The sequence below is a fragment of the Prolixibacter sp. NT017 genome (assembly GCF_009617875.1).
In the GTDB taxonomy this organism is placed as follows: domain Bacteria; phylum Bacteroidota; class Bacteroidia; order Bacteroidales; family Prolixibacteraceae; genus Prolixibacter.
In genome coordinates, this window is sequence record NZ_BLAV01000001.1 from 4,093,686 (window position 1) to 4,120,585 (window position 26,900).

At 46.7% G+C, this 26,900-nt stretch carries 17 protein-coding genes; 12 read left to right on the top strand and 5 right to left on the bottom strand.

Features of this window, described 5'->3' with window-relative positions; genetic code table 11:
* Positions 1 to 94: 94 nt before the first annotated feature.
* The 4 genes from GJU87_RS17090 (at position 95) to GJU87_RS17105 (ending at position 4,905) form a co-directional block, all read left to right on the top strand.
* Positions 95 to 808 carry a polysaccharide deacetylase family protein gene (locus GJU87_RS17090; protein ID WP_153640594.1) on the top strand — a complete coding sequence of 238 codons (714 nt, stop codon included), beginning with the start codon at positions 95 to 97 and terminating at the stop codon, positions 806 to 808.
* A gap of 171 nt (positions 809 to 979) precedes the next feature.
* Entirely contained in the window at positions 980 to 2,248 is a 1,269-nt protein-coding gene (gene purD / locus GJU87_RS17095) for a phosphoribosylamine--glycine ligase (RefSeq protein ID WP_153640595.1), read from the top strand.
* A gap of 13 nt (positions 2,249 to 2,261) precedes the next feature.
* On the top strand, positions 2,262 to 3,248 hold the full coding sequence (locus GJU87_RS17100) for a DUF6427 family protein (RefSeq protein ID WP_153640596.1): 987 nt from the start codon (positions 2,262 to 2,264) through the stop codon (positions 3,246 to 3,248).
* A 4-nt stretch (positions 3,249 to 3,252) separates the two neighbouring features.
* Complete coding sequence (locus GJU87_RS17105; protein ID WP_153640597.1) at positions 3,253 to 4,905, top strand: carbamoyltransferase C-terminal domain-containing protein; 1,653 nt, start codon at positions 3,253 to 3,255, stop codon at positions 4,903 to 4,905.
* Positions 4,906 to 4,908: 3 nt separating this feature from the next.
* Here GJU87_RS17105 and GJU87_RS17110 read toward each other — a convergent pair whose 3' ends face one another.
* Both GJU87_RS17110 and GJU87_RS17115 read right to left on the bottom strand, forming a co-directional pair.
* Complete coding sequence (locus tag GJU87_RS17110; RefSeq protein WP_153640598.1) at positions 4,909 to 5,688, bottom strand: peptidase MA family metallohydrolase; 780 nt, start codon at positions 5,686 to 5,688, stop codon at positions 4,909 to 4,911.
* Positions 5,678 to 6,430 (bottom strand): hypothetical protein, encoded by a 753-nt coding sequence (locus GJU87_RS17115; RefSeq protein WP_153640599.1) that lies wholly within the window; start codon positions 6,428 to 6,430, stop codon positions 5,678 to 5,680. Before GJU87_RS17115 ends, GJU87_RS17110 begins: the two co-directional genes overlap by 11 nt.
* A 505-nt stretch (positions 6,431 to 6,935) precedes the next feature.
* On the opposite strand from GJU87_RS17115, the gene GJU87_RS17120 reads away from it, so the two are divergent.
* The 5 genes from GJU87_RS17120 to GJU87_RS17140 all read left to right on the top strand — a co-directional run bounded on the left by GJU87_RS17120 (position 6,936) and on the right by GJU87_RS17140 (position 12,840).
* Positions 6,936 to 7,673, top strand: coding sequence for an ABC transporter ATP-binding protein (locus tag GJU87_RS17120; protein WP_153640600.1), 738 nt, complete (start codon positions 6,936 to 6,938; stop codon positions 7,671 to 7,673).
* Positions 7,666 to 8,922, top strand: a complete 1,257-nt coding sequence (locus tag GJU87_RS17125) for an ABC transporter permease (protein WP_153640601.1) — start codon at positions 7,666 to 7,668, stop codon at positions 8,920 to 8,922. The genes GJU87_RS17120 and GJU87_RS17125 overlap by 8 nt, the downstream gene beginning before the upstream one ends.
* 54 nt (positions 8,923 to 8,976) lie before the next feature.
* Positions 8,977 to 10,245, top strand: a complete 1,269-nt coding sequence (locus GJU87_RS17130) for an ABC transporter permease (RefSeq protein ID WP_153640602.1) — start codon at positions 8,977 to 8,979, stop codon at positions 10,243 to 10,245.
* Between the two features lie 57 nt (positions 10,246 to 10,302).
* Positions 10,303 to 11,406, top strand: a complete 1,104-nt coding sequence (locus tag GJU87_RS17135; protein WP_106540707.1) for an efflux RND transporter periplasmic adaptor subunit — start codon at positions 10,303 to 10,305, stop codon at positions 11,404 to 11,406.
* A 78-nt stretch (positions 11,407 to 11,484) separates the two neighbouring features.
* Positions 11,485 to 12,840: a TolC family protein gene (locus tag GJU87_RS17140; RefSeq protein WP_153640603.1), complete on the top strand. Its 1,356-nt coding sequence runs from the start codon at positions 11,485 to 11,487 to the stop codon at positions 12,838 to 12,840.
* A gap of 88 nt (positions 12,841 to 12,928) precedes the next feature.
* Here the strand turns inward: GJU87_RS17140 and GJU87_RS17145 are convergent, their stop codons facing one another.
* Entirely contained in the window at positions 12,929 to 15,133 is a 2,205-nt protein-coding gene (locus GJU87_RS17145; protein WP_153640604.1) for an alpha-galactosidase, read from the bottom strand.
* 290 nt (positions 15,134 to 15,423) lie between these two features.
* Between GJU87_RS17145 and GJU87_RS17150 the strand changes: the two genes are divergently transcribed.
* The 3 genes from GJU87_RS17150 to GJU87_RS17160 all read left to right on the top strand — a co-directional run bounded on the left by GJU87_RS17150 (position 15,424) and on the right by GJU87_RS17160 (position 22,299).
* Positions 15,424 to 16,752, top strand: coding sequence for an efflux RND transporter periplasmic adaptor subunit (locus tag GJU87_RS17150; RefSeq protein ID WP_153640605.1), 1,329 nt, complete (start codon positions 15,424 to 15,426; stop codon positions 16,750 to 16,752).
* 861 nt (positions 16,753 to 17,613) lie between these two features.
* Entirely contained in the window at positions 17,614 to 20,868 is a 3,255-nt protein-coding gene (locus GJU87_RS17155; RefSeq protein ID WP_153640606.1) for a SusC/RagA family TonB-linked outer membrane protein, read from the top strand.
* 12 nt (positions 20,869 to 20,880) lie between these two features.
* A complete protein-coding gene (locus GJU87_RS17160) occupies positions 20,881 to 22,299 on the top strand; it encodes a SusD/RagB family nutrient-binding outer membrane lipoprotein (protein ID WP_153640607.1) in 1,419 nt (472 codons plus the stop codon).
* A gap of 354 nt (positions 22,300 to 22,653) precedes the next feature.
* On the opposite strand, the gene GJU87_RS17165 is transcribed toward GJU87_RS17160, so the two are convergent.
* Both GJU87_RS17165 and GJU87_RS17170 read right to left on the bottom strand, forming a co-directional pair.
* Positions 22,654 to 23,616 (bottom strand): type IX secretion system membrane protein PorP/SprF, encoded by a 963-nt coding sequence (locus GJU87_RS17165; RefSeq protein ID WP_106540711.1) that lies wholly within the window; start codon positions 23,614 to 23,616, stop codon positions 22,654 to 22,656.
* Between the two features lie 947 nt (positions 23,617 to 24,563).
* Positions 24,564 to 26,897 carry an Ig-like domain-containing protein gene (locus GJU87_RS17170; RefSeq protein WP_194831570.1) on the bottom strand — a complete coding sequence of 778 codons (2,334 nt, stop codon included), beginning with the start codon at positions 26,895 to 26,897 and terminating at the stop codon, positions 24,564 to 24,566.
* Positions 26,898 to 26,900: the final 3 nt, after the last annotated feature.

Below are 26,900 nucleotides of genomic sequence, written 5' to 3' on the forward strand. Positions count from 1 at the left end.
AAGTAATTTATGCTAAATTTGTTTTTACGGCATAAATTATTTTACCTTTGCGCCGTATTGAGGTGTTGCGACGCATTACCTTTAATCCAACAAAATGAGACTGAAACCTCAGGTACACTTACCTCGACATATTACAAAATGGTTTCCGGCCGCCATCTGGCGTATTCCGGAAGAGGACAAAAAAGTTGTTTATCTGACCTTTGACGACGGCCCGATTCCCGGTGTTACTCCATGGGTTTTGAAACTCCTGAAGGAAAATGATATCAAGGCTACCTTCTTCTGTGTTGGAGAAAATGTGTTCCGTTATCCCGAAATTTTCGAACAAATAGTAGAAGACGGTCATGCCGTTGGAAATCACACCTATCATCACATTCAGGGATTGAAAAGCGAGAATGTCTCCTATTTCAAAGACATCGAACAGGCCAATCACCTCATCGGCTCGAATCTTTTCCGCCCACCGCACGGCTGGCTAAAACGCTCGCAATACCACTTCATCTCGCAGAAATACAGAATCATCATGTGGGATGTGATTTCGTGTGATTATAACCGGAATATCCCCAAAGAAGAGGTTCTGAACAATGTGCTGAAGTATTCGCGTCCCGGAAGTATCATCACGTTCCACGATTCACTGAAAGCTGAAGGCCATCTGCGTTATGCCTTGCCCAAAGCAATTGCTGAATTGAAAGCACGTGGATACGAATTCCGCAAGATTGAATTCCCGAAAGAACGCCGTCTGTTCAACCCGGTTCATCGCCAGCGTTTGCAGAAATTGCGGCAAACCATTCGCCAGGTACGGCGCTGGGCATAATCCCCTTTTTCCACAATCTGCATACATATTATTTTATCAACGTCTTCGCATGACTGACGCAGGATAACTGTGCCCCACACCGTCGATTTGTTTCGCTACCGTGCAATAATTGAGTATATTTGCCGACAACTGAAAGAGCACAATCATCCTGAACAAAAAAGAACCAATCACATGAAGATTTTACTCGTTGGCTCCGGAGGCCGGGAGCACGCCCTTGCCTGGAAAATCAAACAAAGCCCAAAAGTTGACCAGCTGTTTATTGCCCCGGGAAATGCCGGAACTGCTGAAACCGGAACCAATCTGAATATTGACGTAAGCGATTTCGACAGTCTGCGCGATGCCGTTACCGAACACAACATCGACATGGTGGTGGTCGGTCCGGAAGTTCCGCTGGTGGAAGGCATTGTTGACTTTTTCGCTGCCGACGAACAGGTAAAGAATATTCCGGTGATTGGTCCCGATAAGGAAGGCGCCCGACTGGAAGGCAGTAAGGATTTTGCCAAAGACTTTATGGTCCGTCATGCTATTCCTACAGCCAAATATCTTTCGGTTACCACCGAAAACATGGAAGAAGGCATCGGGTTCCTGAAGACGATGAAAGCTCCTTTCGTGTTAAAAGCCGATGGCCTTGCGGCCGGAAAAGGTGTGCTGATTATCGATTCGCTGGAAGAAGCAGAAGCCTCATTGCGGGAAATGCTGGGAGGTAAATTCGGCGAAGCCAGTGCACGCGTGGTGATTGAGGAGTTTCTGAAAGGTGTGGAATGTTCGGTATTTGTGCTCACCGATGGCAAAGGCTATAAAATTCTGCCCGAAGCAAAAGATTACAAGCGAATTGGAGAAGGCGACACTGGCCTCAACACCGGAGGAATGGGAGCAATTTCTCCCGTCCCGTTTGCCGATGAATCATTCATGAAAAAGGTGGAAGATCGCATCATCCGCCCGACCGTTGAAGGACTGCAAAAAGATCAAATCAACTACCGTGGATTTATCTTCCTGGGACTGATGAATGTCGATGGCGAGCCTTTTGTGATTGAATACAACGTTCGCATGGGCGACCCGGAAACCGAAGCGGTGATGCTGCGTGTCAAATCCGATTTTGTCGACTTGCTGGAAGGTATGGCCGAAGGTAACCTGGTTGAAAAAAATCTGGAAATTGATGAACGGGCAGCTGTAACGGTGATGTTGGTTTCAGGCGGCTATCCCGAAGCTTACGAGAAGGGCAAAGTCATTTCGAAATTAGAGAAAGTGCAGGATAGCATTGTCTTTCACGCCGGAACGAAATTCGATGGCGACCAGGTGGTGACCAGCGGCGGACGAGTTATATCGGTGAGCTCGTACGGAAAAGATCGTCACGAAGCGCTCGAGCAATCCTATAAAAATGCAGGGATCATCGATTTTGAAAAAAAATATTATCGCCACGACTTAGGATTCGACCTATAAAATAGTTGTCTGTATGGTATTACGATTTCTAAAGACCAATCAGATTGTCCATTTGGTGCTTATTCCGTTAGCCGGAATTTTACTTTGGCTACCCGGTTTAATCCACCCGAAAACTTTTAATTTTTTTGCAGGCGAAGCGGCCATGCCTCTTTATCGGATTACAGGTGCGTACCTGATAAAATTTCCGTTTCTGTCGGCTTTCGCCGGATTAATCGTCGTGGTTCTCAGCGCCTTTCTCATCAACCAAATCAGTACCCGGTTTCAGTTTCTGCGATCTCGTTCCGGTTTGCCCGGAATCATATACTTGCTAACGGTTTCAGCGTTCCCGTCAATGCATACGCTGCACCCGGTACACCTGGCGTCTCTTTTTGTTTTCCTGGCACTCATCAGCATTTTCGACACGTATCACCATTCCAACACCATACCCGATACCTTTAATGCTGCTTTTTTCCTCTCGGTGGGTTCGCTGTTTTATTTCCCGACCATCTTTCTTTTTCCCATTACCTGGATAAGCATCGCGGTACTGCAGAAGGGCGATAACTGGCGGTTGCTTTTCATTCCGCTGGTCGGATTTGCAGTGCCATGGTTCATCGCCGGTTCTGTCTACTATCTGAATGATATGTTGCCTCAGCTTTTCAGCGTTGTTCAGGAAAATATTCACACTGCCAACATCAACATTATCAACACCCTTTCTTTCCAAATCTTATCCGGATTATTCATCTTCCTGGCCGTGCTTGGCAGTAGTTCCATTCTCAGTCGGTACGATGTCAAGAAAATCAGCTCACGAAAGTACTTCATCATTTTTTACTGGATGGTCGCCTTTCTGGTAGTCTCCATTCTGTTCAGCCGTTCAGTCGGCATTGAGGCAATTATCTTGCTGGCCATTCCGTTTTCGTACTTCATCGCCCACTTTTTCATTTTTGCAAAAAACCGTTTCTGGCCCGAACTGCTGTTTTATCTGTTCCTCGGAACCATTGCAACGGTTATGATAATTGGCTAATCCGATGGATTCATCAAAGCCGACACTGGCCATATATGGCATTCAGGACCGGATGGATCTGGACCATCCGGGCTATGTCCACGACCACAATATGGCGCTCATGTCGGGTGGGAAAGTGATAAAGCTTTTGCAGCTGGAGCGCATCAGTCGCCGAAAAAGGGACAATCATCTGTACCAGCGAATCACTGAAATCCTGCGAAAGGAGAAGCTACTCTCCCCGGCCGATTACGATTTAGTTTTTGTGAATAATGTGGTCGGACGGTCTTTCATCTCGACTGATGGACAAGCCCGGTTCGAAGCACCGTTAAACGAAAAACTTTTCGCTTCCGCGGAAAAAGGCCGCTGCTGGTGGTATGGTAAAGAACACGATGCCTGGGTCGTTAATCACGAACTGGCTCATCTTTTCTCTTCGCTTCCGTTCACCGGAGATATCAAGGACAACAGCCTGTTGATCCACTTCGACGGCGGCGCCAGCTTGTCCAATTTTTCGGCATGGACCTACCGGAACAACCAATTGACACCGCTGGAATATCACTGGGACTTGAAATACCTGACCACCCTGTTTAATGCCAATTCGCTGGCCTTTGGTATCATTGGAGCCAAAATGGAAGACCAGAATTCCGTTCCCGGGAAAATGATGGGTTATGCCTCATACGGAAAACATTCGACTGAACTGGAACAGTGGCTAAATAAGCATCAGTTCTTCGAAGATATTTGGGGAAAACGTTCCGTCTTTTTCCAACAGGCAAAAAAAGACTGGAACTGGCAAGGAAATTCATTCGATCAGAAAGACCCTTTTCTTCAGGATATCATCGCCACCATGCAGCATATTTTTCAACGCGATTTCCTGAAAAAGTTAAGAGAATTGCGTGAGCAAACCGGTTGCGAAAACCTGTATTACTCAGGCGGATGTGCCTTGAATATTGTGACCAATTCGCTCGTCGTGAATGAAAATCTGTTCGACTTCGTCTTCATTCCGCCTTGCTGTGAAGATTCGGGACTGGCACTGGGAGCTGCGGCCTATGTTGAGTTGTTGAAACACGGCAAAGTTGAGAAACATTCGCCATACCTGAACAACTGGGGACTTCTTCCCGAAATGGTAAGCTACACTAAAGAAACGTTGGAGCAGATAGCCGCCGACCTGATGGACAACCGTGTCATTGGAATCGCGAATGGCGCGGGAGAATCGGGACCGCGTGCGTTAGGTAACCGGAGCATCATTGCCCGAGCTGACTCAGCTCAGCTGGCCCGAAAAGCGAGCATGGAACACAAGGGCCGGGAATGGTACCGGCCGGTGGCTCCCATCATGCTGGAACGAAATGCCAAAGAAGTAACAGGCCTTGACGAAATTCATCCGCTTTCGCGATACATGCTGCTGGATTTCAATATTCTTCCCGAAAGGAAGAAAGAGATAGAAGGAGTCGTTCATGTGGATGGCACATCACGGATTCAAACAATTTTCCAACGCGAGGATAATCCTTTCCTGTTCGATTTACTGGAACTGCTTGATGAAAAATATGGATTGAAAGCCTTAATCAACACCTCATTTAACCAACGCGGTGAGCCAATCGTTCATACGGCAGAAGACGCCTTATCATCGGCTAAAGCGATGCAACTCGATGGTGTGGTTCTTAACGGAAAGTATTCGAGGCTATAACTTTTACTGAGCCAGCGATTTGTCCGACTGATGACTCCAGGTATTCTCCACATCTGCAAGTGAAACATCGTAAACCGATTGGAAATCTTCAGCAAAATGATCGCTTCGCCCTTCGGTAAACAACTTGCGGAACTTTTCCATCCCAAAACGACGAATGATATAGCCTGCAAATGAACCCGAAACCGGATAGGAGATATTGGTATCGAACTTTTCAAAATCACTGGCCAGACTTTCTATATCGGGCAAGTTACCATGAGCACTCAACGCCGCTACAATCATTTGTGAACTGCCATAGTCTGCTTCGCTATCGTAGGTTGCATGCTCCATATAAACAGCAATTCCCTCACTCAGGATACGTAAATCGGTCGGTCCCCAGCCATTAAAGGTGATGATATGTGCGACTTCGTGAGCCGAGATTCCCCGCTTACCAATGGTATAGCCATCCAGACCATAAATTACTTCTATTGTGTTGAGGATAGGAAAAGCCTGGCCGGTTTTGTCCGTAAATCCGGCATCCGCCAGATCATTAAAAATATAGGCATGGATTTTTTGATTGTAGTTCGTCCCCAGCAGTTTATTCAACTGTATGAAAACACGTTCCTGTTCCGCCTCAATTTTATCGATATCGGTTGCTGCGGCAGAATTCGGCCGGTAATAGTACACATAGTGTTCCGACTTGGCCTGTAACCACGTTCCATGCGATTCCATCTCGCCGGTATCAGGAATCAGCGAGCATGCCTGGAGAATCAGCACTACAGCTATAAGTAAATACTTACTTCGCATGGAAAGGCCTAAACTTTAATGAAACGGACCACCTTTGTTCTGATAACATTAAACTGTACCGTTTATTGTAATCGCGACTATAAATATACGACCAACCGGGACAAAGTTCGATGCGGTTGGTCAGTTGAATACCGGCTTCGGCTTTTAAGCCCAATGAAAACCCACTCTCAACACCAGTGCTGTTGGCGTAGTATTTCGGACTACTTGAGTACCAGCCGACCATTCCTCTTCCATTGGTCTGCACGTTAGCAGTTATTCCCGGCAAAATGTGTACGACAGTTCCCGCTACAGCGCCGCCTCTTACACCTGCCAGGTGGTAAGTCAAATCCGTACCGCCCGAATAATTCAGGTTCCAATTCCGGTAGTTCAAACCCGCCGTTGGGCCAACGTAAAACCGAATCAACGAATTTTCACTTTTGGTTAAATAACGATGGTGTTCCCAGTCAACCAACAGTTTCAGCATCTTCTGCTCCGGCGCTGATTCGTGGCTGTTACTGTATCTCCAATTGTTGAAATTCCACATGCTAAACCGCAACAAATCATCGTGTCTTTCTCCCGATCTAAACAGACTTAATTCCGGAAAAAGGGAACTTCCGTAAAATCCTGCAGGACTCGATTGTCTTTCATGTGAATAATCCAATCGCGAGTAGCCTCCGCCAACACTCCATCCCCAGCCTTCAGCCCTGTTGATGCCAGGTAACGCTAACACAAAGACTGATAATAAAAACAGTTTTCTTTTCAATCGTCCGTGATTAATTACACAATGAATACCTTGTCAGAATGCGCAATAAGCTGCACATTCCATCCGGGCGTACTTATTTTTGCATGGAGTGCAGAGGATACTGTACGAATTTGGAAATCCGCTGAAAGCTTTAAATATAATAAGTTTTTAAGCAAATCAAGCCTTCTTATTGACAGTTTCGTTATCCAAACAGCTATCGGGTAATAGTTCTCAACTCAAAAGACGAACAGCCGTACGAAATCGTACACCCCCAGTTCGATTCCGTACAATATATTCACACAGCCTCAATTGAACAAAATATGCTTCGCCCCTCATTTTGTGTTATTTATATCCTTTGGCACGTCTATTGGTAAAAGCCATTTCGGGATGTAACGTATAACGTGGAAAATTATCCATCATTTGTTGTAACTATTTCGCTCTGGTGTCAGTCTAACCTTCCGGAGTTAATCTTTATACGAATAATCTTCCGCACAACTGTTCCCAACCAAAAACAAAACCTGGAAAAATGATACAGATCAACAACTTACACAAGTCGTACGTAACGGGGAATAACAGCCTGCACGTTCTGAAAGGCCTGAACCTGGAAATAGAGGAGGGAGAATTTGTTTCCATCATGGGCTCATCGGGTTCCGGCAAGTCGACTTTGTTGAATATCCTCGGCATCCTCGACAATTATGATGAAGGGGCTTATTCTCTCGATGGTCATCTGATGCAGGACCTGAACGAGACCCAGGCCGCCCGGACGCGTAACAAAATGATTGGATTCATCTTTCAGTCGTTTAACCTTATCTCCTTCAAGAATGCAATGGAGAATGTAGCCTTACCGCTATACTATAAAGGTGTTTCACGGCGCAAACGGAACCAGATGGCCATGGAGTACCTGGATAAACTGGGGTTGAAACCATGGGCCCATCACATGCCCAATGAGCTTTCGGGAGGACAGCGTCAGCGTGTTGCCATCGCCCGTGCACTGATTTCCAAACCACGGATCATTCTGGCAGATGAGCCCACTGGTGCGCTCGACACCCAAACTTCCTACGAAGTGATGGAACATTTGAAGCAGATCAATGAGGAGGGAATTACCGTCATTATCGTTACCCACGAGTATGATATTGCCGCCATGACCCAGAAAATCATCCGACTGAAAGACGGCGTGATTGAAGAGATCATTAAAAACGGCGATTTGAAGTCCTTCCAGGCACAATATAACCGGAACATTAATAAATCAGAGCATCATGTTTGATATCGATGTTTGGCAAGAAATATTCAGCACCATTCGCAAGAATAAGCTCCGTACTTTTCTCACCGGTTTCTCGGTAGCGTGGGGTATTTTCATGTTAATGATATTGCTCGGATCGGGAAACGGGTTGCAGAATGGCGTTAAACAGGAGTTTGCCAGCAACGCCGTCAACGCGATGTGGATCTGGACAGGTGAAACCAGTATGCCGTATAAAGGGATGAAAACCGGGCGTCCTATCCGCTTTAACAACCGGGACTATACCTTCCTGAAGAACAAAGTAAATGGACTCGACGAAGTTTCGTCCCGCTTCTATCTGCCAGGTGATACGAATTATGCCTACGGGAACGAATACGGCTCATTCACCACCGTTACCTGCCATCCTGCACTCCAGGACGTAGAAAATATTAAACTGAATAAAGGTCGCTTCATCAACCACAAGGATATTACCGACTTCCGGAAATCGATTGTCATCGGAAAAGATATAGCCAAGGCGCTATTCAAAGAAGAAGATCCCATCGGAAAATACATCAAGGTCAACGATGTTCCATTCAAAGTGGTTGGTGTTTGTCACGATCCGGATAACCGCAATGACCGTACAGCCTACATGCCGGTTTCTACTGCTCAGCGCATTTTCAACGGAGGTAACCGGGTACACAGTTTTGCCGTTACCACGAAAATGGTCACCTCGGAAAAACAAGCTGAAGCGATTACCTCGGAAGTTCGCGAAGCACTGGCACAGCGTCACAAATTCAATCCCGACGATAAACGTGCGATGGGTGCCTTCAACATGTTGACAGAATACCTGCGTACCATGAAGATTTTCCAGGGAATCAAAATATTCGTTTGGGTAATCGGTATCGGGACCTTGATTGCCGGAATTGTGGGTGTCAGCAACATCATGCTCATCCTCGTGAAAGAACGAACCCGCGAAATTGGTGTCCGTAAAGCGCTGGGGGCATCTCCCCGCTCTGTCATCGGTCTTATCCTGATGGAGTCCATCCTGATTACCACCGTAGCCGGATATATTGGATTAACCATGGGAGTCGGCATTATGGAGGTGGTGAATTACGGACTCGAACAGGCTTTTGCCTCGGGCGGAGGTGACGGAATCTTTTTCCGCAATCCAACAGTAGACTTTGGTACTGCCATTACAGCCACTTTGATCCTGATTCTTTCAGGAGCCATTGCCGGATACATTCCAGCTAAAAAGGCGGCCAGTGTAAAACCCATTGAAGCCCTTCGTGATGAATAAGCTAGAAGGACTATTCAGAATCAAGAAATCAATAACCTGCATAAAATCCTGATCATGTTTGACATTGAACGCTGGAACGAAATATGGAACGCCCTGACGAAGAACAAACTCAGGAGCTTTCTCACCGCCTTTGGGGTTTTCTGGGGAATCTTCATGCTGATTGTCATGACCGGGGCCGGAAACGGATTGAAACACGGCATTTACGACGGTGTATCCAAGTTTGCTGTTAACTCCGCTTTCATGTGGACACAGCGAACCGGCGAGCCTTACAAAGGCTTCAAACGCGGCCGTTTCTGGAATATGAACTCAACCGATGTCACCTATATCGAAGATCACGTTCAAGGCATTAAATACCTGGCACCAAAACTCTTTGGATGGCGGGAACGCAGTGGCGATAACACGGTTCGCGACAATCGTACCGGTGCCTTCAGTATCGTGGGCGATTACCCGGTTTATACGAAAATTGACCCGGTTACCATGGTAAAAGGACGATGGATAAACGAGATTGATATACTTGACAAGCGAAAAGTGTGTGTGATTGGTGAAAAAGTAGAGGAAAGTATGTTCGATAAAAACGAGAACCCTATCGGGAAGTATCTCAAAGTGTCGGGCGTATATTTCCAGGTCATCGGGGTACTGAAACCCGAAACCCGCGTCAACTTTAACGGACGGAAGGAAGAGACCATCTTCCTTCCATTCACCACCATGCAACAAGCATACAATTACGGCAACGAAGTTCACCTGATTGCTGTCACATCGAAAAAGGGTGTTTCCGTTAGTAGCCTGGAAGATCAAATTACAAGCATCATCAAGAAGCGGCACTACATCGCCCCGAATGATGACCAGGCGCTCAGAAGCGTGAACATCGAGAAGCAATTCAAACAGATGAACGGCCTTTTCCTCGGCATCAGCATTCTGACCTGGATTGTGGGTATCGGGACCTTAATGGCCGGCGTAATTGGTGTAAGTAACATCATGTTGGTAATCGTGAAAGAACGTACCCGTGAAATTGGAATACAGCGTGCCTTGGGCGCAACACCCAAAACCATCATTTCCCAAATTGTACTCGAAAGTGTGGTTCTGACCACCCTGGCCGGATACATCGGACTGTCATTGGGCGTCGGGCTCCTGGAGCTTATCAGCAACGTTTTGGCGAAAATGAATAGCAGTGGCGACGGCATGTTCTATAAAGATCCAACTGTCGATCTTCCGGTAGCACTTGCTGCATTAGCCGTTTTGATTCTGGCAGGATTGTTTGCCGGCTCTATTCCGGCCAAGCGGGCTCTGCAGATCAAACCCATCGACGCTTTACGCGACGAGTAATCAACGCATGAAGAGATAAATAATATCAAGTAGAATAAACCACAAAATCTGCCTAAAATGAAAAAGTTTTTCAAAATCTTCGGATTCGTTTTACTGGGGGCTATATTCCTCGGAACACTGGGTTTCCTGTACCAAAAATCGCAGGCAAAACCGGAAGTATTTAAAGATGAAACCCCACTGATTACCAACATCATTCAGAAGACGGTGGCTACCGGTTCGGTAGTTCCGCGAAAAGAGGTGGAAGTAAAACCACAGGTATCAGGAATTATCCAGAAACTCTATGTACAAGCCGGTGATAAAGTGAAAGAAGGCGATATTCTGGCGAAGGTGAAAATCATTCCCGATATGGTGAACCTGAATGCCGCTGAAGCCCGCGTTGCCAAGTCTAAAATCAGCATGGAAGATGCGCAACTTGACTACGATCGCGTTTCGAAACTATTTAAGAAGCAAGTGGTTTCCCGTGAAGATTACCAGAAGTCGAAAATTGCTTACGAAGGAGCTAAAGCTGAAGTGGAAGCTGCCGAAAATAACCTCGACTTGATTCGCAAAGGGGTAACCAAGAGCTCGGAAAAAACCACCAACACATTGATTCGCGCCACCATCACGGGTATGGTGCTCGACGTGCCTGTGAAAGTGGGAAATTCGGTTATCCAGTCGAACACGTTCAACGACGGAACCACCATTGCCACGCTGGCCGATATGAATGACATGATTTTCGACGGGAAAGTTGATGAGACCGAAGTTGGAAAAATTAGGGAAGGCATGCCCATCGAAATGACCATCGGTGCTATCGAGAATGAGAAATTTGATGCGACGTTGGAATATATTTCACCGAAAGGGGAAGAAGAAAACGGAGCCATTCAGTTTGAAATTAAGGCGAAGGTCAACCTGAAGAAGGACCAGTTCATCCGTGCCGGATACAGTGCCAATGCCGATATTGTACTCGCCCGTCGCGACAGCGTACTGGCTGTTCCGGAAGGTTTGCTGCAATTTGATAACGACTCGGCTTACGTAGAAGTAGAGACTCAGCCGCAACAATACGAAAAACGCTATGTGAAAACCGGTCTGTCCGATGGTATCAACATCGAAATCAAGGACGGAATTACCAAGGATGACCACCTGAAAGGTGCCAAAGTAGAGCCGGGATCGCAGAATAGTTAAAAATAATTTCCCCGAAAGGGGCAACACCCAAAACGATTGAGTAAATTAGCATAACGTCGAAATAAAAAAATATAATCCATGAGTCGACTAATCTATGCCATCGCATTTTTAATACTGGTAAGCATTAGCAACATCTTGAAAGCACAGGATACACAGGACACACCTGATGCCTGGTCGCTGAAAGAGTGCATTGATTATGCCATTCAAAACAATATCCAGGTTAAACAAAGCGAGTTGAGCACACAATACCAGGAAAATTTATTGCGCAAAGCCAAAACCGACCGTTTTCCGAACCTGAGTGCCCAGGCTTCGCAAAACGAGAACTACGGTCGTTCGTTGACCTATAACAACACGTACGAGAATATCAACTCCTCGGAAAGTGATTTGAATCTGAATACAAATGTTCCGGTTTTTCAGGGGTTTCAGATCAACAACAACATCAAAAAGAGTCAGTTTGATCTGAAGGCTTCGATGGAAGATTTACAAAAGGCGAAGGATGACATTACCATGAATATCGCCTCTGCCTATCTTGAAATTCTCTTCTCGCAGGAATTGGTTAAAATTTCGCAGGACCAGCTGGATGTTACCAAACAGCAGATTCGGCAAACCCAGGAAAAGGTTGATGCCGGTAGTCTGGCCAAAGGAAGTCTCCTCGACATTCAGGCGCAAGCAGCCAAAGAGGAACTGACACTGGTAGACAACCAGAATCAGCTAAAACTGAACTATCTGCAACTGGCACAGCTGCTGGAGCTGGACTCTTACAAAAACTTTAAGATCCAGAAACCTGAACTGCCCGAAATTAAAGCCGAAGCTTCCCTAATCTCAGCAACTGAGATTTACAAGAGAGCCCTGGCATTGTGGCCGGACGTTAAATCGTCAGAATACAAACTGCAGAGCTCGCAATATCAACTGAAGGCTGCCAAAGGAGCTAATTATCCGACCATCACGGCGTATGGCTTTTATTATAACTCGTACAACAATAAATACACCGATTTGAACGGCGATAAGATTCCATTCAGTGATCAGCTGAGCAACAACCAGCGAAAAGGTTTTGGTCTCCAGATGAACATACCGATTTTCAACCGTCTGCAAAACAAGACCAATATCGATAATGCGAAAATTGATGTCCTCAGCAAACAACTCGATGTAGAAAACTCCAAGAAAGTCCTCCGAAAGGACATCGAAACGGCTGAAACCAATGCCATTGCAGCACTGAACCGTTACACATCGAACCAGAAAGCTGTTGCTGCCATGCAGGAAGCTTTCCGTTATTCGGAAGAGAAATACAATGTTGGTTTGGTGAACGCATTGGAGTACAACCAGGCAAAGAACAATTTGGCCAAAGCACAATCGGATTTGCTGCAAGCCAAGTACGAGTTCATTTTCCGCACCAAAATCCTCGACTTTTACCGCGGACTTCCCATTGAATTGTAATCCGAAAGATTTTGTGAAAACTTTATTCCATATAAAAAGCCGCCTGAGCAATCGGGCGGCTTTCTTTTTATCTTACCAGGAAAAATCGTTATTTCACTTCCTCTAGTTTCAGAACGACACTCGTTCGCTGTGCGTTCACATCTGGATTAAATCCGATTTGCATCAGGAAATCGCCGCTAAAAACCTGATTGGCTTTCAACGTCGATTTCGTACCCGGATAAAGATTGATTTCCTCGATCCGGTATTTCTTCGATGCATCCAACCCTTTGAAGCGAATGGGCAACTTGCTCCCTTTTCCAAACCGGTTATTCACCAGGTAACTGAAAACTACCCCCGAAGATTTTGTCTTATCGACATACATCACCGATGCTACATCGTTGGTAAACGGATCGGACAACCGGTATTGTTCGCCGTGCCAGACAATGTTCTTAAATGAGTCATACGTTTTCACAGCTTCGCGGCAAAACTGCAGGTCCTTATCACTCAAGTGGCTGATATCAATATCAAATCCCAGTTTGCCCATCATGGCTACATCGGTACGGAACTTCAACGGCTGTTTCCCCCAGGCCGTTACATGATTGCTGGTAGCAATGGCCGGATAGAAATAGGAATATTCCCACTGAATAAAGATACGTTCGAGCGGATCGGTATTATCGCTGGGCCAGAATTCGGTGAAGTATTTCAGTGCACCATAATCGACACGGCCACCACCTCCCGAGCATAACATCATCGGGATGTGCGGATATTTCTTCCGGATACGGTCCAATACTTTATACAGTCCCCGCACATAGTCGATGTACAAATGCGACTGATTTCCCAGGTAGGATGAGTGCGCGTTATAAATAACCGAATTGCAATCCCACTTAAAATAGGCCAGTCCCGGGTTTTTGGTCAATAAGTTGTCCACAATATGATACACGAAATCCTGCACTTTCGGATTGCTCATATCCAGTACCAGCTGGTTCCGGAAGTAATATTCGGGCCGATCGGGCTGTTTGATGATCCAGTCGGGATGCTGGTGGTACAATTCACTTTTCGGATTCACCATTTCAGGCTCAATCCAAATACCGAACTTCACACTGTCTTTGGTCGCCTCTTTTACCAACGAGAAAACACCATCGGGCAGTTTCTTTTTGTTGGCCTGCCAGTCGCCCAGGCCAGCATGATCGCTGTTCCTCGGATATTTATTTCCAAACCAGCCATCATCAAGCAAAAACAAGTCGACGCCCAACTTCCGGGTATCCTTAATTAACGCCTTCAGTTTACTTTCATTGAAATCGAAAAACGTCGATTCCCAGTTATTGAGCAACGTCAATCGGGAACCTTCGCCATCCATAATCTGGTATTTGCGGGCCCAGTCCTGCAATTGCCGACTGGCCTCTCCTTTTCCTTTACTGGAAAGCACCGTGATAAAAGGCGGCGTTTTAAATTCTTCTCCGGGTTTGAGCGAATAGGTCGATGCGTAGTTGTTCATTCCTGCAATGATGCGCAGGTTGTTCTGTGGGTCAACTTCCAGATCGAAGCGGAAATTTCCGCTCCACTCCAGTGCACCATATAGTACCTCTCCTTCATCCTCGGTGGAAGGTTGGTTAAGCGAAATCATGAAAACTGGTGGCTGAAACAGAGCCGCGCGAGTGCCCAACTTGGTGTCCAGCGTTTTGATACCGTGCGTCAGTTTTGATACTTCGGGCTGCATCTCTTTGGCCCAATCGCCATGAAACTGCCTTAGCCAGTAGCTTTTCCCCTTCAAACAAAGATTGGCAGATGCAAACTTCCGCAACTGCACATTTCCTTTCTCGTGGTGTTTTATTACGCTCCATTGCTCGATAACATCTTCTTTATAGTAGGATTTGTAATAAAGAGTCACTTCAAAATCGTACACCGGATCTTTGAGTTCCACACTCAGCAACGAAACATCATCATTCAATTGCTTTACCTGATGACCAACATATTTCAGCGCCAGGGAATTGTTCCCGTCGGAATGCGTAACCGTGATGGCTGGTTCCAGCAAATTGCGCGTTCCCGAAGGCGTATAAGCGGCGTCGTACATGCCGGTGTAGTCCTGTGCTTGTCGGTACTCCCCGGGAATTTGAGCATATTCGCCAGGTGAGGAAAGTTTCTTTCCGTAGTAAATCATATTTACATTTTTCCCCGGGGTCACCTGAAATACCAGGGCATTATGTGCCGTTACCACGGGAATTGTTTGCGCTTCGACCTGAAAAATCAGGAATGGCAAAAACAGAAAAGCCGCAAATAATCCGGCCCTTCGAAGAATTCTTGTTCGTCGCTTCATGTATCAGTTATTTTTATTCTTAGGTTGAATCAAAACGTATGATATACAATATGTCCAAATTTAAACATAATCGGTAGGTTGGGAAAAGAAACTTCTTCAGCGAAAGCACATTTTTCTTTTAAAGATGCTATAACAGCCCTACTTCTCTTTATTATTCTATTTCAAAGAAACATAAAAATTAGTTTACGTCATCCGCGTTAGCTTTTCGGTTGAAGCCAAATAATTGTAACTTTAAAGAACTTACTTTCGTTCTCAGGCAAACCATGTAGTCAATTAACACCGTAACCCGTATGAAGAAGAAAAAAAGGAATTTTCGTCTGCTAATTATCCTGGCTTTTGCACTTATTATTCTGCTTATCATCGGTAAAAAAGCCGGCTGGTTTGGAAAAGATTTTGCTACGCGGGTAGCCGTCGAAAAAGCAGAGAAGAAAGATATCACCGAGCTCATTACGGCAAACGGAAAGATTGAGCCGCAAACCGAGGTAAAAATCAGTCCGGAAGTTCCCGGTGAAATTATCGAACTTCCCGTAAAGGAAGGCGACGAAGTAAAAGAAGGCGACCTGTTGGCCGTTATCAAGCCCGATATTTACATTTCCAACCTCAACCGGTCGCGTGCCAGCTTAAACACGCAAAAAGCCCGTTTAGCACAGGCTGAAGCCCAACTCACCGAAAAGAAACTGGCCTTCGACCGCTCGAAACAACTTTTCAAACGGCAAACCATTTCGCAGGCCGATTACCAATCGGCGGAAGCTGCCTATAAAGTCGCTGTTTCGGAAGTTGAAGCCGCTCGTTTCCTGGTAAAAAGTGCCGAATCGAGTGTGCAGGAATCGGAAGAAAACCTGACGAAAACCAAAATCTATGCTCCCATTTCGGGAACGATTTCCAAACTCAACGTCGAAAAAGGGGAGCGCGTTGTAGGAACCAACCAGTTTGCCGGTACCGAGCTGATGACGGTTGCCAACCTTAACAGCATGGAGGTAAAGGTTGAAGTCAATGAGAACGACATTGTGAAAGTGCAGTTAGGTGATACCGCATTGGTAGAAATTGACGCCTATGTGAACCGGAAGTTCAAGGGAATTGTGACGGAAATTGCCAGTTCGGCTAATATATCCGGTACCTCAACCGACCAGGTCACCAATTTCGATGTGAAGATTTTATTGCTGCAAAGTTCGTATGATGATTTGCTGAAGAAACAATCGGAGCGCTATCCTTTCCTACCGGGAATGTCTGCAACCGTCGATATCCGGACTAATACCCGGAACGGCGTGATTACCGTCCCTATCCAGGCCGTTACCACACGTAGCGAAACCGGAGAAGCCAAAGCCGAAACCGCAGGTCTTCAGCAGGTCAATGATGAGGAAACAAGCGACAACGGGAATGAACAACCCAAACCGGAAGCGAAGCAACATGAGATTGTTTTCGTGTACAATGATGGCGTGGTTCGTGAAAAGCAGGTCAAAACCGGCATCCAGGACAACGTCAACATCGAAATAGAGGATGGGCTGAAAGGTGGTGAAGAGGTTGTTACCGCTCCCTACGGACTGATTTCGCGTACCCTGAAAGACTCCATGGCCGTCGAAGTCGTTCCAATTGACGAGTTGTATAAGACGAAGAAATAGCCCCCAGAATTGACATGTTTGAACCTGCCGGGAACTTTTCAGGGTGCCCCGTTTGAAAAAGTATGTCCCCAGAACATGTTTTAGGGTGTGCCGCAAAAAAAAGTATGTATCCACAACATATTTTGACTTGTCCCCCTTCAAAAAGTATGTATCCACAACATGTTTTAGGGTGTCCCATTTGGGAAAGTATGTAGCCACAACATGTTTTGACCACCGCTCCGAGGAAAAATATGTATGCTCAGCATATTTGGGACAGTGCTCCGGAGTCTTCATTGGCAGATTGCCGTGGTCGTCGCACTCTTCTGTTTCGCTGTAACGGTGATACCAGACACTTTTGACTAAAAACAAAACCGAAGCTAAGTTCGAGGGGCTATCACAAGAATAGAATCTGTTTAGTCAATTGTGCCAGTAAATAACAGAATCATCAGTTATCATCTGTAGCCCGTGTTCCATCCCGTAATAATGGCATATCCCGGGTCCCTGATATAGGTGTAAATACTTTTCAGGAAAACAGCCAATGTCAATAACCGATATTTTCCAGAGACAATCATCCAATGTAAAATAATTCTTACGAATCGTAATAAAATGTATCAAAATAACGTTAATACCTTACACATAATTTACTTTTAGATATAATCTAAATTCAAGTAACAACTATTTGAATTTTTCCCGGACAAATTCACATCCTTTTGTCACATACAAAAAGTCGAGTTCAGAATTGAGTAAATACCCTTTACCCGATTCAGAAACATGCTACCGGGGAAGGACCTATGTCGCCGTTGACAACCTATCAGATAATAACCCGTTTAAACCAACTAGTTCAGGCTTTTCAAATTTTTCACACTTAAGTACTAAAGAAAGATGAAAAAAAGATTCTTGCTTATTTCTGTTTTGTTCCTTCTCGTTCATTCGGCCATTGCCCAAAATAAGATGATTTCGGGGGTTGTACTGGAGAAAGGAACAAACGAGCCATTACCCGGCGTAACCATTTTAGAAAAGGGAACTGCTCACGGAACAGTTACCAACAACGACGGAAAATTTACACTTTCGATAGCTCCGGGAACCACACTCGTCATCTCCTTTGTTGGAATGAAACCACAGGAAATCAGCACTGACGGTTCCGATTCATTTAAGATTTTCATGGAACCATCGACTGAAAAGATTGATGATGTGGTAGTCACCGCGTTGGGGATTAAACGTGAAAAGAAAGCGCTGGGCTATTCGGTGCAGGATGTAAAGGGTGACGAAATCGCCGAAACCAACCCGGTCAATGTTGTCTCTGCATTATCGGGGAAAATTGCCGGCGCAGAGGTAGTCACATCGTCCGGTCAGCTGGGCGCTTCTTCCACCATCAAAATCAGGGGCAACAAATCGTTTACGGGTTCTGCCGAGCCACTTTTTGTGGTCGATGGCACCCCCATCATGAATTCCATCAGTTCATCCATGTCATCGACAACCTACACCGACTTTGGGAATGCCGCCATGGATATCGACCCGTCGAATATCGCCAGTATTTCGGTGCTGAAAGGAGCCAGCGCTGCTGCCCTGTACGGAAGCCGTGCAGCCAATGGCGTAATTCTTATTACAACCAAAAAAGGGATGAAACACAAGGGGATTGGTGTAGAACTGAATTCATCGTCGTCCATTTCCAATGTATACATTCTCCCCAACTACCAGAATGAATACGGACAAGGACGAAACGGGAGTGAATACGAATGGAAAACCAATTATCCGGACCTGAGTTACCAGGCATTTCACGATTTACGTGAGTTTCGCTGGAGCCTTACGGGCAACGGGTACCGAATGGACTGGGACGAAAGCTGGGGATCGCGGCTCGATGCCGGCCTGATGGTCGCGCAGATGGACTCGCCGCTTGACTCCAACGGTAACCCGATTCCGACCCCCTGGGTGTCACATCCCGATAACGTAAAAAACTTTTTTAACACGGGTGTCACCTGGGACAATTCGGTTGCCCTCTATTCCGGCAATGACATTGCTTCAGGACGCCTCACTCTCTCGCATGTAAAACAAACCGGAACCGTTCCGAACACCGACCAGGAAAAAACCAGTGTCGGGTTTAACAGCAAGGTAAAGCTATCGGATAAACTGTCGTTCGAAACGAATGTCAATTATACCGAGCTTAATAACGGAAACATTCCTCAGCAAGGCAACAGCATGCGTAACCCGCTGGTTGAACTTAACAGCTGGTTTGGCCGCCAGGTAAACATGAAATACCTGAAGGAACATTACCAGGACATTGTGAATTATAACGGCGAGTTAAAAGCCTTCAACTGGATGATGGCTTACGACGGGCAGCACAACAATCCATACTGGCTCGCCTACAAAAATACCATGTCGAGGAACCGGAAAAGAGCTTACGGTAACGTAGCTGTGACCTATTCCATTCTTCCCGGCGTTGATTTGACCGGCCGTCTGGGTACTGACTTCTTCAACGAACACCGAAAATATAAATACCATCAGTACTCGCGCGACTGGACCGATTTGTACACCAACGCCACCAATGGTACTTTCTGGGAACAATACCGCTTCGAGAGCGAAACCAATGCTGACCTGCTGTTGAAAATCAACAAGCAATTGACGAAAGATTTGAGCTTATTCTCGACCGTTGGAGCCAACTACCGGTTTGTGGATGACCACTACGCCACCACTTCGGGTACCAATCTGGTTGTTCCCGACTTTTTTTCTACCTCCAACATTGAAGGGGAGCCCAATGTAGACTTCACCAAATATTCCAAGAAAACGTACTCAGTTTTTGGCTCGGCCAACCTTGGATACAAATCTGTTCTGTTCCTGGATTTAACCCTGAGGGGCGACTGGAGCTCTACGCTTCCCGAAAAGAACTGGAACTTCTGGTATCCGTCCGCCAATCTCGGCTTCATCTTCACCGATGCACTGAAAATAAAATCGAAAGCCTTATCATACGGAAAGCTCCGGTTAGGTTATGCTCAGGTGGGAAACGATACAGACCCTTACCAGCTGACTTCGACTTTCTCGTCTATTGGAACCTCATTTAACGGTGTGAACCTGTTCAGTCAGTCGTCCGTCATCCCAACTTTCAACCTAAAGCCGGAAGAGACCCGGAGCTATGAAATTGGCGGCGAATTTAAATTTCTGAACAACCGGCTGGGACTGGATGCGACATACTACATCGCCAAAACCTTCAACCAACTGCTGAGTGTTGACATTCCCTACAGCTCGGGATACAGTTCCTGGATGAAAAATGCCGGAAGTATCCAAAACAGTGGTGTTGAATTGCAGTTCTACGCGACTCCTGTGTCGACAAGCAATTTTAAATGGGACATGACCCTCAACTGGTCGACCAACAAGAATAAGATTATTGCCCTTGACGACGGTTTGGAAGAATTACAAATCAACTCCCTGTACCGGGGAACTTCCCTGATGGCATTCCCGGGAAAGGAATGGGGTGCGTTATACGGCACCACTTTCGCCCGCAACAGCGAAGGAAAGATTCTGATCGACGAAAACGGTATGCCCGTCACCTCAACAGAAGACCAGGTACTGGGATATGTCAACCCGGACTGGACCGGAGGTTTCCGAAACACCTTCAGTTATCAGGCATTTACTCTGTCGGCCCTTCTCGATTTCCGAAAAGGCGGAGATATATTTAGCATGACCAAAGCGGTTGGACAAGATACCGGTATACTGGAAGCTACGGTAAAAGACGGAATCCGTGAGAACGGAATGATTGTCGATGGTGTTTACCGGGATGGAACTTCCATTAACGGCACCGATGTGAGCGGACAAACCAATACAACGCGTATTTCGGCCCGTTCGTACTGGCGAAGTTCGCGGAACTGGGCCGAACTGTCAATTATTGACGGAAGCTTTGTAAAACTTCGTGAAGTGACCCTCACTTATACATTTCCCCATTCATTCCTGAACAAGATAAGCATTGAAAATGCTTCCTTTTCCCTGTACGGACACAATCTTGCCTTGTTATACACTGACAAAAGCAATGACGTTCATATCGATCCCGAAGTTTCGTCAGGCGGGACCGTTGCCGGTACCGGCTTCGAATCGTACCAAATGCCGCCGGTACGTACCCTTGGATGCAAACTGAACGTGAAATTTTAAAACTGATACCACATGAAAAACCGAGCAATATTATCTGTTATCGCTTTACTTATCGCATTCGTTGCCTGTACAAGCGATTTTAAAACGATTAACGAGAACCCGAACAATCCGGAAACCGCCCCTTTGACCAACGTGTTTGCCTACGTCATCGAAAGCCTTACTTCGGAATTCGGAAAAACGGAAATGGATTATCCTGCGGCCTTTGTCGGCCATATCACCAAAGGAACCTATACCGATGTAATTAACTACTACAGCAAACCCGGTGACGGAACCTGGGAAACCATATACGAAACGGCATTAACTAATGCAGAATACGTGATATCGGGAGCCAAAGATGAGGGAAATACCAACCTGGAGGCTGCTGCGATGGTACTAAAAGTATACGCCATGCAAATGGCTGTTGATATTTACGGGAAAGTCCCTTTTTCTGATGCCAACCTGGGAGATGCCGGAACCATTCATCCGAAATACGACGATGAAAAAACCGTCTATTATGCACTGCTGGATACATTGGAAAGGGCCAACAGCTTATTTGATGCAACCAACGGCGGTTCGCTCGGCGACGGCGACTTGCTTTACAGCGGCGATGTCGGTCAGTGGCAGCGGTTCTGCAATTCCCTCCGTCTGCGGCTGGCTATGCGCATTTCCAACGTTGATGAAACCAAGGCAAAAAGCGAAATTGCGGCAGTCCTCAACGCTCCGGACACTTATCCGGTATTTTCCGGCAACGACGACAATGCCTATATTTCTTATCCGGGAGGCGACTGGGTCGAGCCCTGGACTTCTGAATACAGCTCGATTGGCGATAACTACATGGCCAAACCCATCATCGACACGATGGTTAACTACAGTGACCCCCGCATTGCCTACTATGCCGAACCACTCGACGACGGTTCGTACAAGGGGCTGGCCGTAGGTAATGATGCCGATACCGTGTATTCGAAAATAAACGATTCGTTTGTGAATAATCCTACCGGAAATGTCTACCTGATGGTTTATGCCGAAGTGGAATTCATTAAGGCCGAAGCAGTGCTTCGCGGATTTATTTCCGGCAATGCCAAAGACCTGTATGACTCAGGTATTACTGCTTCGTGCCAGGAATATGGAATCGGTAGCCAGGAAATCAGCGATTACCTGGCTAATTCTGACGTTTCCTGGCAATCAAGCCTCACACAAATCTATGTGCAAAAATGGATTGCCCTGTTCCGGCAAAGCTGGGAGGCCTGGGCTGAAATGCGCCGAACCGATGTTCCCAAACTGGCCCCGGCAACGCATTCAACAGCTACAGGACACAATCGTGCGCCGTTCCGCTTTCCCTATCCCGATTCGGAACAAAAGCTGAATGCATCCAATATCCCCTCCTCTGTTACCGAAACAGATTATTTCTGGGGATACCAAATCTGGTGGGATACCCGTCAATCAGTTCAATGATTCATACTGTGCTACTCAGTTGTAACTTAACCCTGTTTCTAGTGATGATAGAAACAGGGTTACGTTTGTTATTAGTCTTAGGGTAGGTCAATTCCTGGCATGTCTCTGCCATAGCGGTCGGAACAACGTTGGTGTTTCATATCGCGGGGCTGCACGACCGCTTTCCACATGTGTGTTCCATTACCCGGGGTGGCGTAACCGCGACAGACGTCGCGCATTCCTTCCCCCGGGCTGAGGGCTGTTAGGCATTCAGCCTGACAAACAGAACATCCCGTACAAAAGCTGTGAAGGGCGAATACTGCTTAGCGGTGCTGTATAGTAAGGACAAAACCGGCGTGTCTACGCCATTGCGTTTTAGAAATACCGTGGCCCCATCCGGCGGCGGCGGCGACCAATGTTGAAATCGTAGCTGACCATGAATTCGTGTGTCCCGGCATTGTAGTGCGCTTCAGACATGGTGGTCATATCGTAGGCATAGCCAATTTTCACCTGCGGAGTTATATAAAACTGCAACAGTCCACCGAATGAATTCTGATACCGATAAGTCGCTCCTACCCACACCTTCTCGCTAATCAGGAATTGTGCTGAAACATCGGCCGATATCGGCGAATTCTCTGCATAGCGAACTAAAAACGAAGGTTTGAATTTCAGCGTACCGTAACGCGACACATTGAATACCTGAGCTCCCATCAAGTAAAAGTGGAGCACTTCGGTCTGACTTAAATTGGTCGTCTCCTTTTGGATACTGTTTTTGAGAATTTTCGGCACCGATATTCCCAGGAAAAAGCGATCGCCATGCCACATCACACCTACCCCGAAGTTGGGAAGAAATTTGTAGTTGATATCCTGGGCAAAAAGCGGGTCATTGGGGTCGTTGATCTGAAGATCGGACAGACGGGCCTCATACAGGTTGAAACCAGCTTCCAAACCAAAAGAGATATACTGCCGGCGACTGTAACGACTGGCGCGCACACGGTAGGCATAGTCGAAGTAAATACCGTTCTGTTTGACCGGTCCCCAACTATCGTTGAAAATCGACACACCCAACCCGACATTATACGAGTTAAGCGGAGCCTGAACCGTAACTGTATTGGTTGAAGGAGCGCCGTCGAAACCGACCCATTGCTGCCGCGAAAGAGCCGTCACATTCAGGGTACCCTGACTTCCTGCATAGGCCGGCTGCACCGTTAGTACGTTGTTCAGGTACTGCGTAAAAACCGGATCCTGTTGCGCTTTTCCCACAAAGGGAAGTAACATCAGCACAGCAAATACTCCCAGCAGGTTAGTCCACTTTAATATGTTGGTTCGTTTTGTCAAATTAATTCAATTTCAATCTTTTCGTTTCAAACGGTATACGGATTAGGGTATAGGGTGTAAGGGGTTCCTATGCTTTTCTCCCGGATTCCGTTCTATTTTTTTCATTTTTCAAATATCATTTATCAGCGTTGGCTCTGTTGCTGTCGAAACAGCGTTGGCGTTTCAAACCACTGCCTCTCGCGACCGCCTTATTACGGGGTCTGGCTTAACATTCCCAAGGCGGTGCCATTGGGCTAAATTAAACTGGCCTTTCAGGCCGAAAAATACTACAATACTGTGCCCTACGGGCAAACAGATAAACAGCACTCAGTCACTTCTCTGCCTTCTTAAATCTTAACACTCTAAGCTTTATTCTTATGAACGCTTTTCTTCTTTATATCGTGCCAGATCTGTTTCATAAAACTTAAAACCTAACACTTAAAACTTTCTCCGTCTAAAGCCACCAGTTACCGTTTCCCAGGCCTCTGCTGTTCGCGGGCTATCCTCCGCTGGAGGAGGTGGCCGCAGGCCGGAGGAGGATTGTAAAACTCCTACGGAGTATGGGCACTTCCTTCTATTTCATTTTTACAATACTGTATGCCCTACGAGCAAACAGATGCTAATTTTCAAAACATCTACGTCGCTGCAATTGCGCTCGAAACAGCGTTGGCTTTTCAAATTCACGGGTTGCACCCGACATGCCCCCGGATGCTCCCGACGCCTCGGGACAGGGCTATTAATTTTTTAACCCCTACCGGGGTTGTAAGAACGCTTTTCTCCAACCTGAAATGTCAAAGGTGTAAAGTCTGATGTCTGCAGTCTTTATTCTTAAAACTTAACACCTAAAACTCTGTTCTAATGAACGCTTTTCTTTCTTATTTCGTATTGTGTCAGGTTAAATTCGCTCTTCTTAAAACCTAACACTTAAAACTTCTTCCGTCTAACATCTCTCCTCTAACGTCTCTCTTCTAGTAGGCTATGTAGACGAATCCTTTATAGGTCTTGTGCGTACCACCGAGGGTTAACACATAATAGTATGTTCCAACCGGCAACAAGCGGTCACCCGACATCAGGCCGGTATTGCACTTACCATCCCAGTCGTTTTTGTAATCCTTGCTCGTGTATACCTTGCTCTGCCAACGATTATAAACCGTAAGTACCGTACCCGGATATTGCTCAATACCCAGAATCTCGAAGGTGTCGTTAAAGCCATCCTGGTTCGGAGAAAAAGCCTCCGGAATCACAAACGGACCTCTGCTGACATCAATGACCACCACGGCCGAATCACACAGATTGGTCAAGTCACACACCTGGTAGGTAAACTGATCGTTCCCCTGGTACGGTTCCGTTGGAATATAGTTAATGGTTCCATCGGGCAATACCTTCACATCTCCATAACTCGGTTTTAGCAATATTGTCACCGAGCTGGTATCCAGATTATTGTCGACATCAACATCGTTGGCTAATACTCCTATGTTGATGGGTTCCTGAGCTGACGTAGCTGCAAAATCATCGTATGCCACCGGTGCATGATTCACTCCTTGCACAACAACAATATCAGTAGCAGGACAACCTGATGAGTCTTTAACATCAAGGGTATACGTACCCGGTGAACTAATTTCCAGGATCGGCTCATCGGAAACACCCTCGATGGTTCCATCGGTCGTACTCCAGTGAAAAGTAAGTGGAGCATTGCCAGTCGTTCCGGAAGCATCCAGAACAGCACTCATACCCGATTCAAGCGTTTCTGGTGCATCCATTACAATTTCCGGCAATGGCAGCACCGTAGCAACCATTGTGTCTTTTTTACTCAATCCGGCACTATTCGTAACCGTCAAAATCAATTCATGCTGTCCCGGTCCATCGGGCACATAGTTGGTTACCTGGGCCGTTGGGTTATCAAACGTGCCGGTAGTTGATGTCCAGTCGTACCGCAAATCCAATCCCTGAGAACCGGAAGCATCCGCCACAACGGTCCCACAGCCACTAACAGTAGTATCATTGCCGGCATTCGCAATCAGGTCGGCCATTACATATACATAGGCTGTTGCATACGTCTGGCGTGTTCCATCACTCACTTCATACACAAAATGATCGGCTCCGATGTATCCCGGATTCGGCGTATAGCTAAAACTACCATCTGTTTTCAGGTTGACCATCCCATGATCGGGACCGTTAGCATCTTTATTAGCCAGTTTGTAGGTAAGCGCCTGTTTTCCGTCCACCGACAGATCGTTGGGGGCGACCGAACCCGACTTTTCCTTCATGAACGACATGAACAGGTCGTCGCCACCGAAAGGCGGATTATTCTGATTCGTGTTATCGTACAACCGAAGCTTCACCTTCGCCTCTACGGTGCTATGACCGTCGGTTACTTCGTAGGTAAATTCATCGTCTACCGGGTTCGGTGTCGATGGCGTATAGATATATGTTCCGTCGGCGTGCAATACTACGGTACCGTGCAACGGGCCTTTCGCAGGCGTGGTATTCACGGTGAGCGGATCGCCGTTCAGGTCGATATCGTTGTTCAGTACGGTCGAATGGATGGTGGTACCGGCAGGTGCCCTTGCCTCATCATTAAAGGCGACCGGCGGATATTGCTTCGACGGATTCGTTCTCAGGATTTCGAACTGCACCCTCGACTCCATGATGATGCCATTGCGTTCTACCTTGTAAGAGAATGAATCGTGTCCCGCATAACCATTATCCGGCATATACGAATAGTTACCATCATGAATACCGATAACAACAAAGCCGTTTTTCGCCTGTTGGGTCACACTGGCTATCAAATCCGATTGACCCGCCAGATTGTCCAGCGGCAATGCTTTGGTATTTGTTGCAGCCGTCGACAACATGAAGTCGTTGGTAAACACACTTCCGTTGAAGGCGGTTTCGCCGTCGCTTACGCTCATGATGTTGTGGTCATCGACCAGCTCGAAGGTGTATGGCTCGACAATCTCAACAGAGATCTGCCTTGGATCGCCGTTACAAACGGCAATCTGCTGCCCATCGGTATTCACGTGTATCTGCGTAACCGAGAGCTCCAGTGTGTAGATGCCGGGAGTTCCATCCCAGGTTATGGTTACTGAGTTTCCGGTAGATGCACTCAAATCGGTGGAGGAACCGCCGGAAGAGACACTCCAGTGGTACTGGTAGTTTGGCTCGGCCGTTACGCTGTAGGTCCGTTGTTCACCCTGCGGCACTTGCTGATCGGCCGTGGTCTGGGCATACCCTTTCCCTACCGGGAAGAGGAGTGCCAGCAGGCTAACCAACAGGATGATATGTTTCACGTAGACCTTCACGTA

Coding starts and splice junctions, on each gene's coding strand:
- GJU87_RS17150 (WP_153640605.1), top strand. CDS start 15,424: ATGAAGAAGAAAAAAAGGAATTTTCGTCTGCTAATTATCCTGGCTTTT.
- GJU87_RS17155 (WP_153640606.1), top strand. CDS start 17,614: ATGAAAAAAAGATTCTTGCTTATTTCTGTTTTGTTCCTTCTCGTTCAT.
- GJU87_RS17090 (WP_153640594.1), top strand. CDS start 95: ATGAGACTGAAACCTCAGGTACACTTACCTCGACATATTACAAAATGG.
- GJU87_RS17135 (WP_106540707.1), top strand. CDS start 10,303: ATGAAAAAGTTTTTCAAAATCTTCGGATTCGTTTTACTGGGGGCTATA.
- GJU87_RS17125 (WP_153640601.1), top strand. CDS start 7,666: ATGTTTGATATCGATGTTTGGCAAGAAATATTCAGCACCATTCGCAAG.
- GJU87_RS17130 (WP_153640602.1), top strand. CDS start 8,977: ATGTTTGACATTGAACGCTGGAACGAAATATGGAACGCCCTGACGAAG.
- GJU87_RS17120 (WP_153640600.1), top strand. CDS start 6,936: ATGATACAGATCAACAACTTACACAAGTCGTACGTAACGGGGAATAAC.
- GJU87_RS17105 (WP_153640597.1), top strand. CDS start 3,253: ATGGATTCATCAAAGCCGACACTGGCCATATATGGCATTCAGGACCGG.
- GJU87_RS17140 (WP_153640603.1), top strand. CDS start 11,485: ATGAGTCGACTAATCTATGCCATCGCATTTTTAATACTGGTAAGCATT.
- GJU87_RS17145 (WP_153640604.1), bottom strand. CDS start 15,133: ATGAAGCGACGAACAAGAATTCTTCGAAGGGCCGGATTATTTGCGGCT.
- GJU87_RS17100 (WP_153640596.1), top strand. CDS start 2,262: ATGGTATTACGATTTCTAAAGACCAATCAGATTGTCCATTTGGTGCTT.
- GJU87_RS17110 (WP_153640598.1), bottom strand. CDS start 5,688: ATGCGAAGTAAGTATTTACTTATAGCTGTAGTGCTGATTCTCCAGGCA.
- purD (WP_153640595.1), top strand. CDS start 980: ATGAAGATTTTACTCGTTGGCTCCGGAGGCCGGGAGCACGCCCTTGCC.
- GJU87_RS17160 (WP_153640607.1), top strand. CDS start 20,881: ATGAAAAACCGAGCAATATTATCTGTTATCGCTTTACTTATCGCATTC.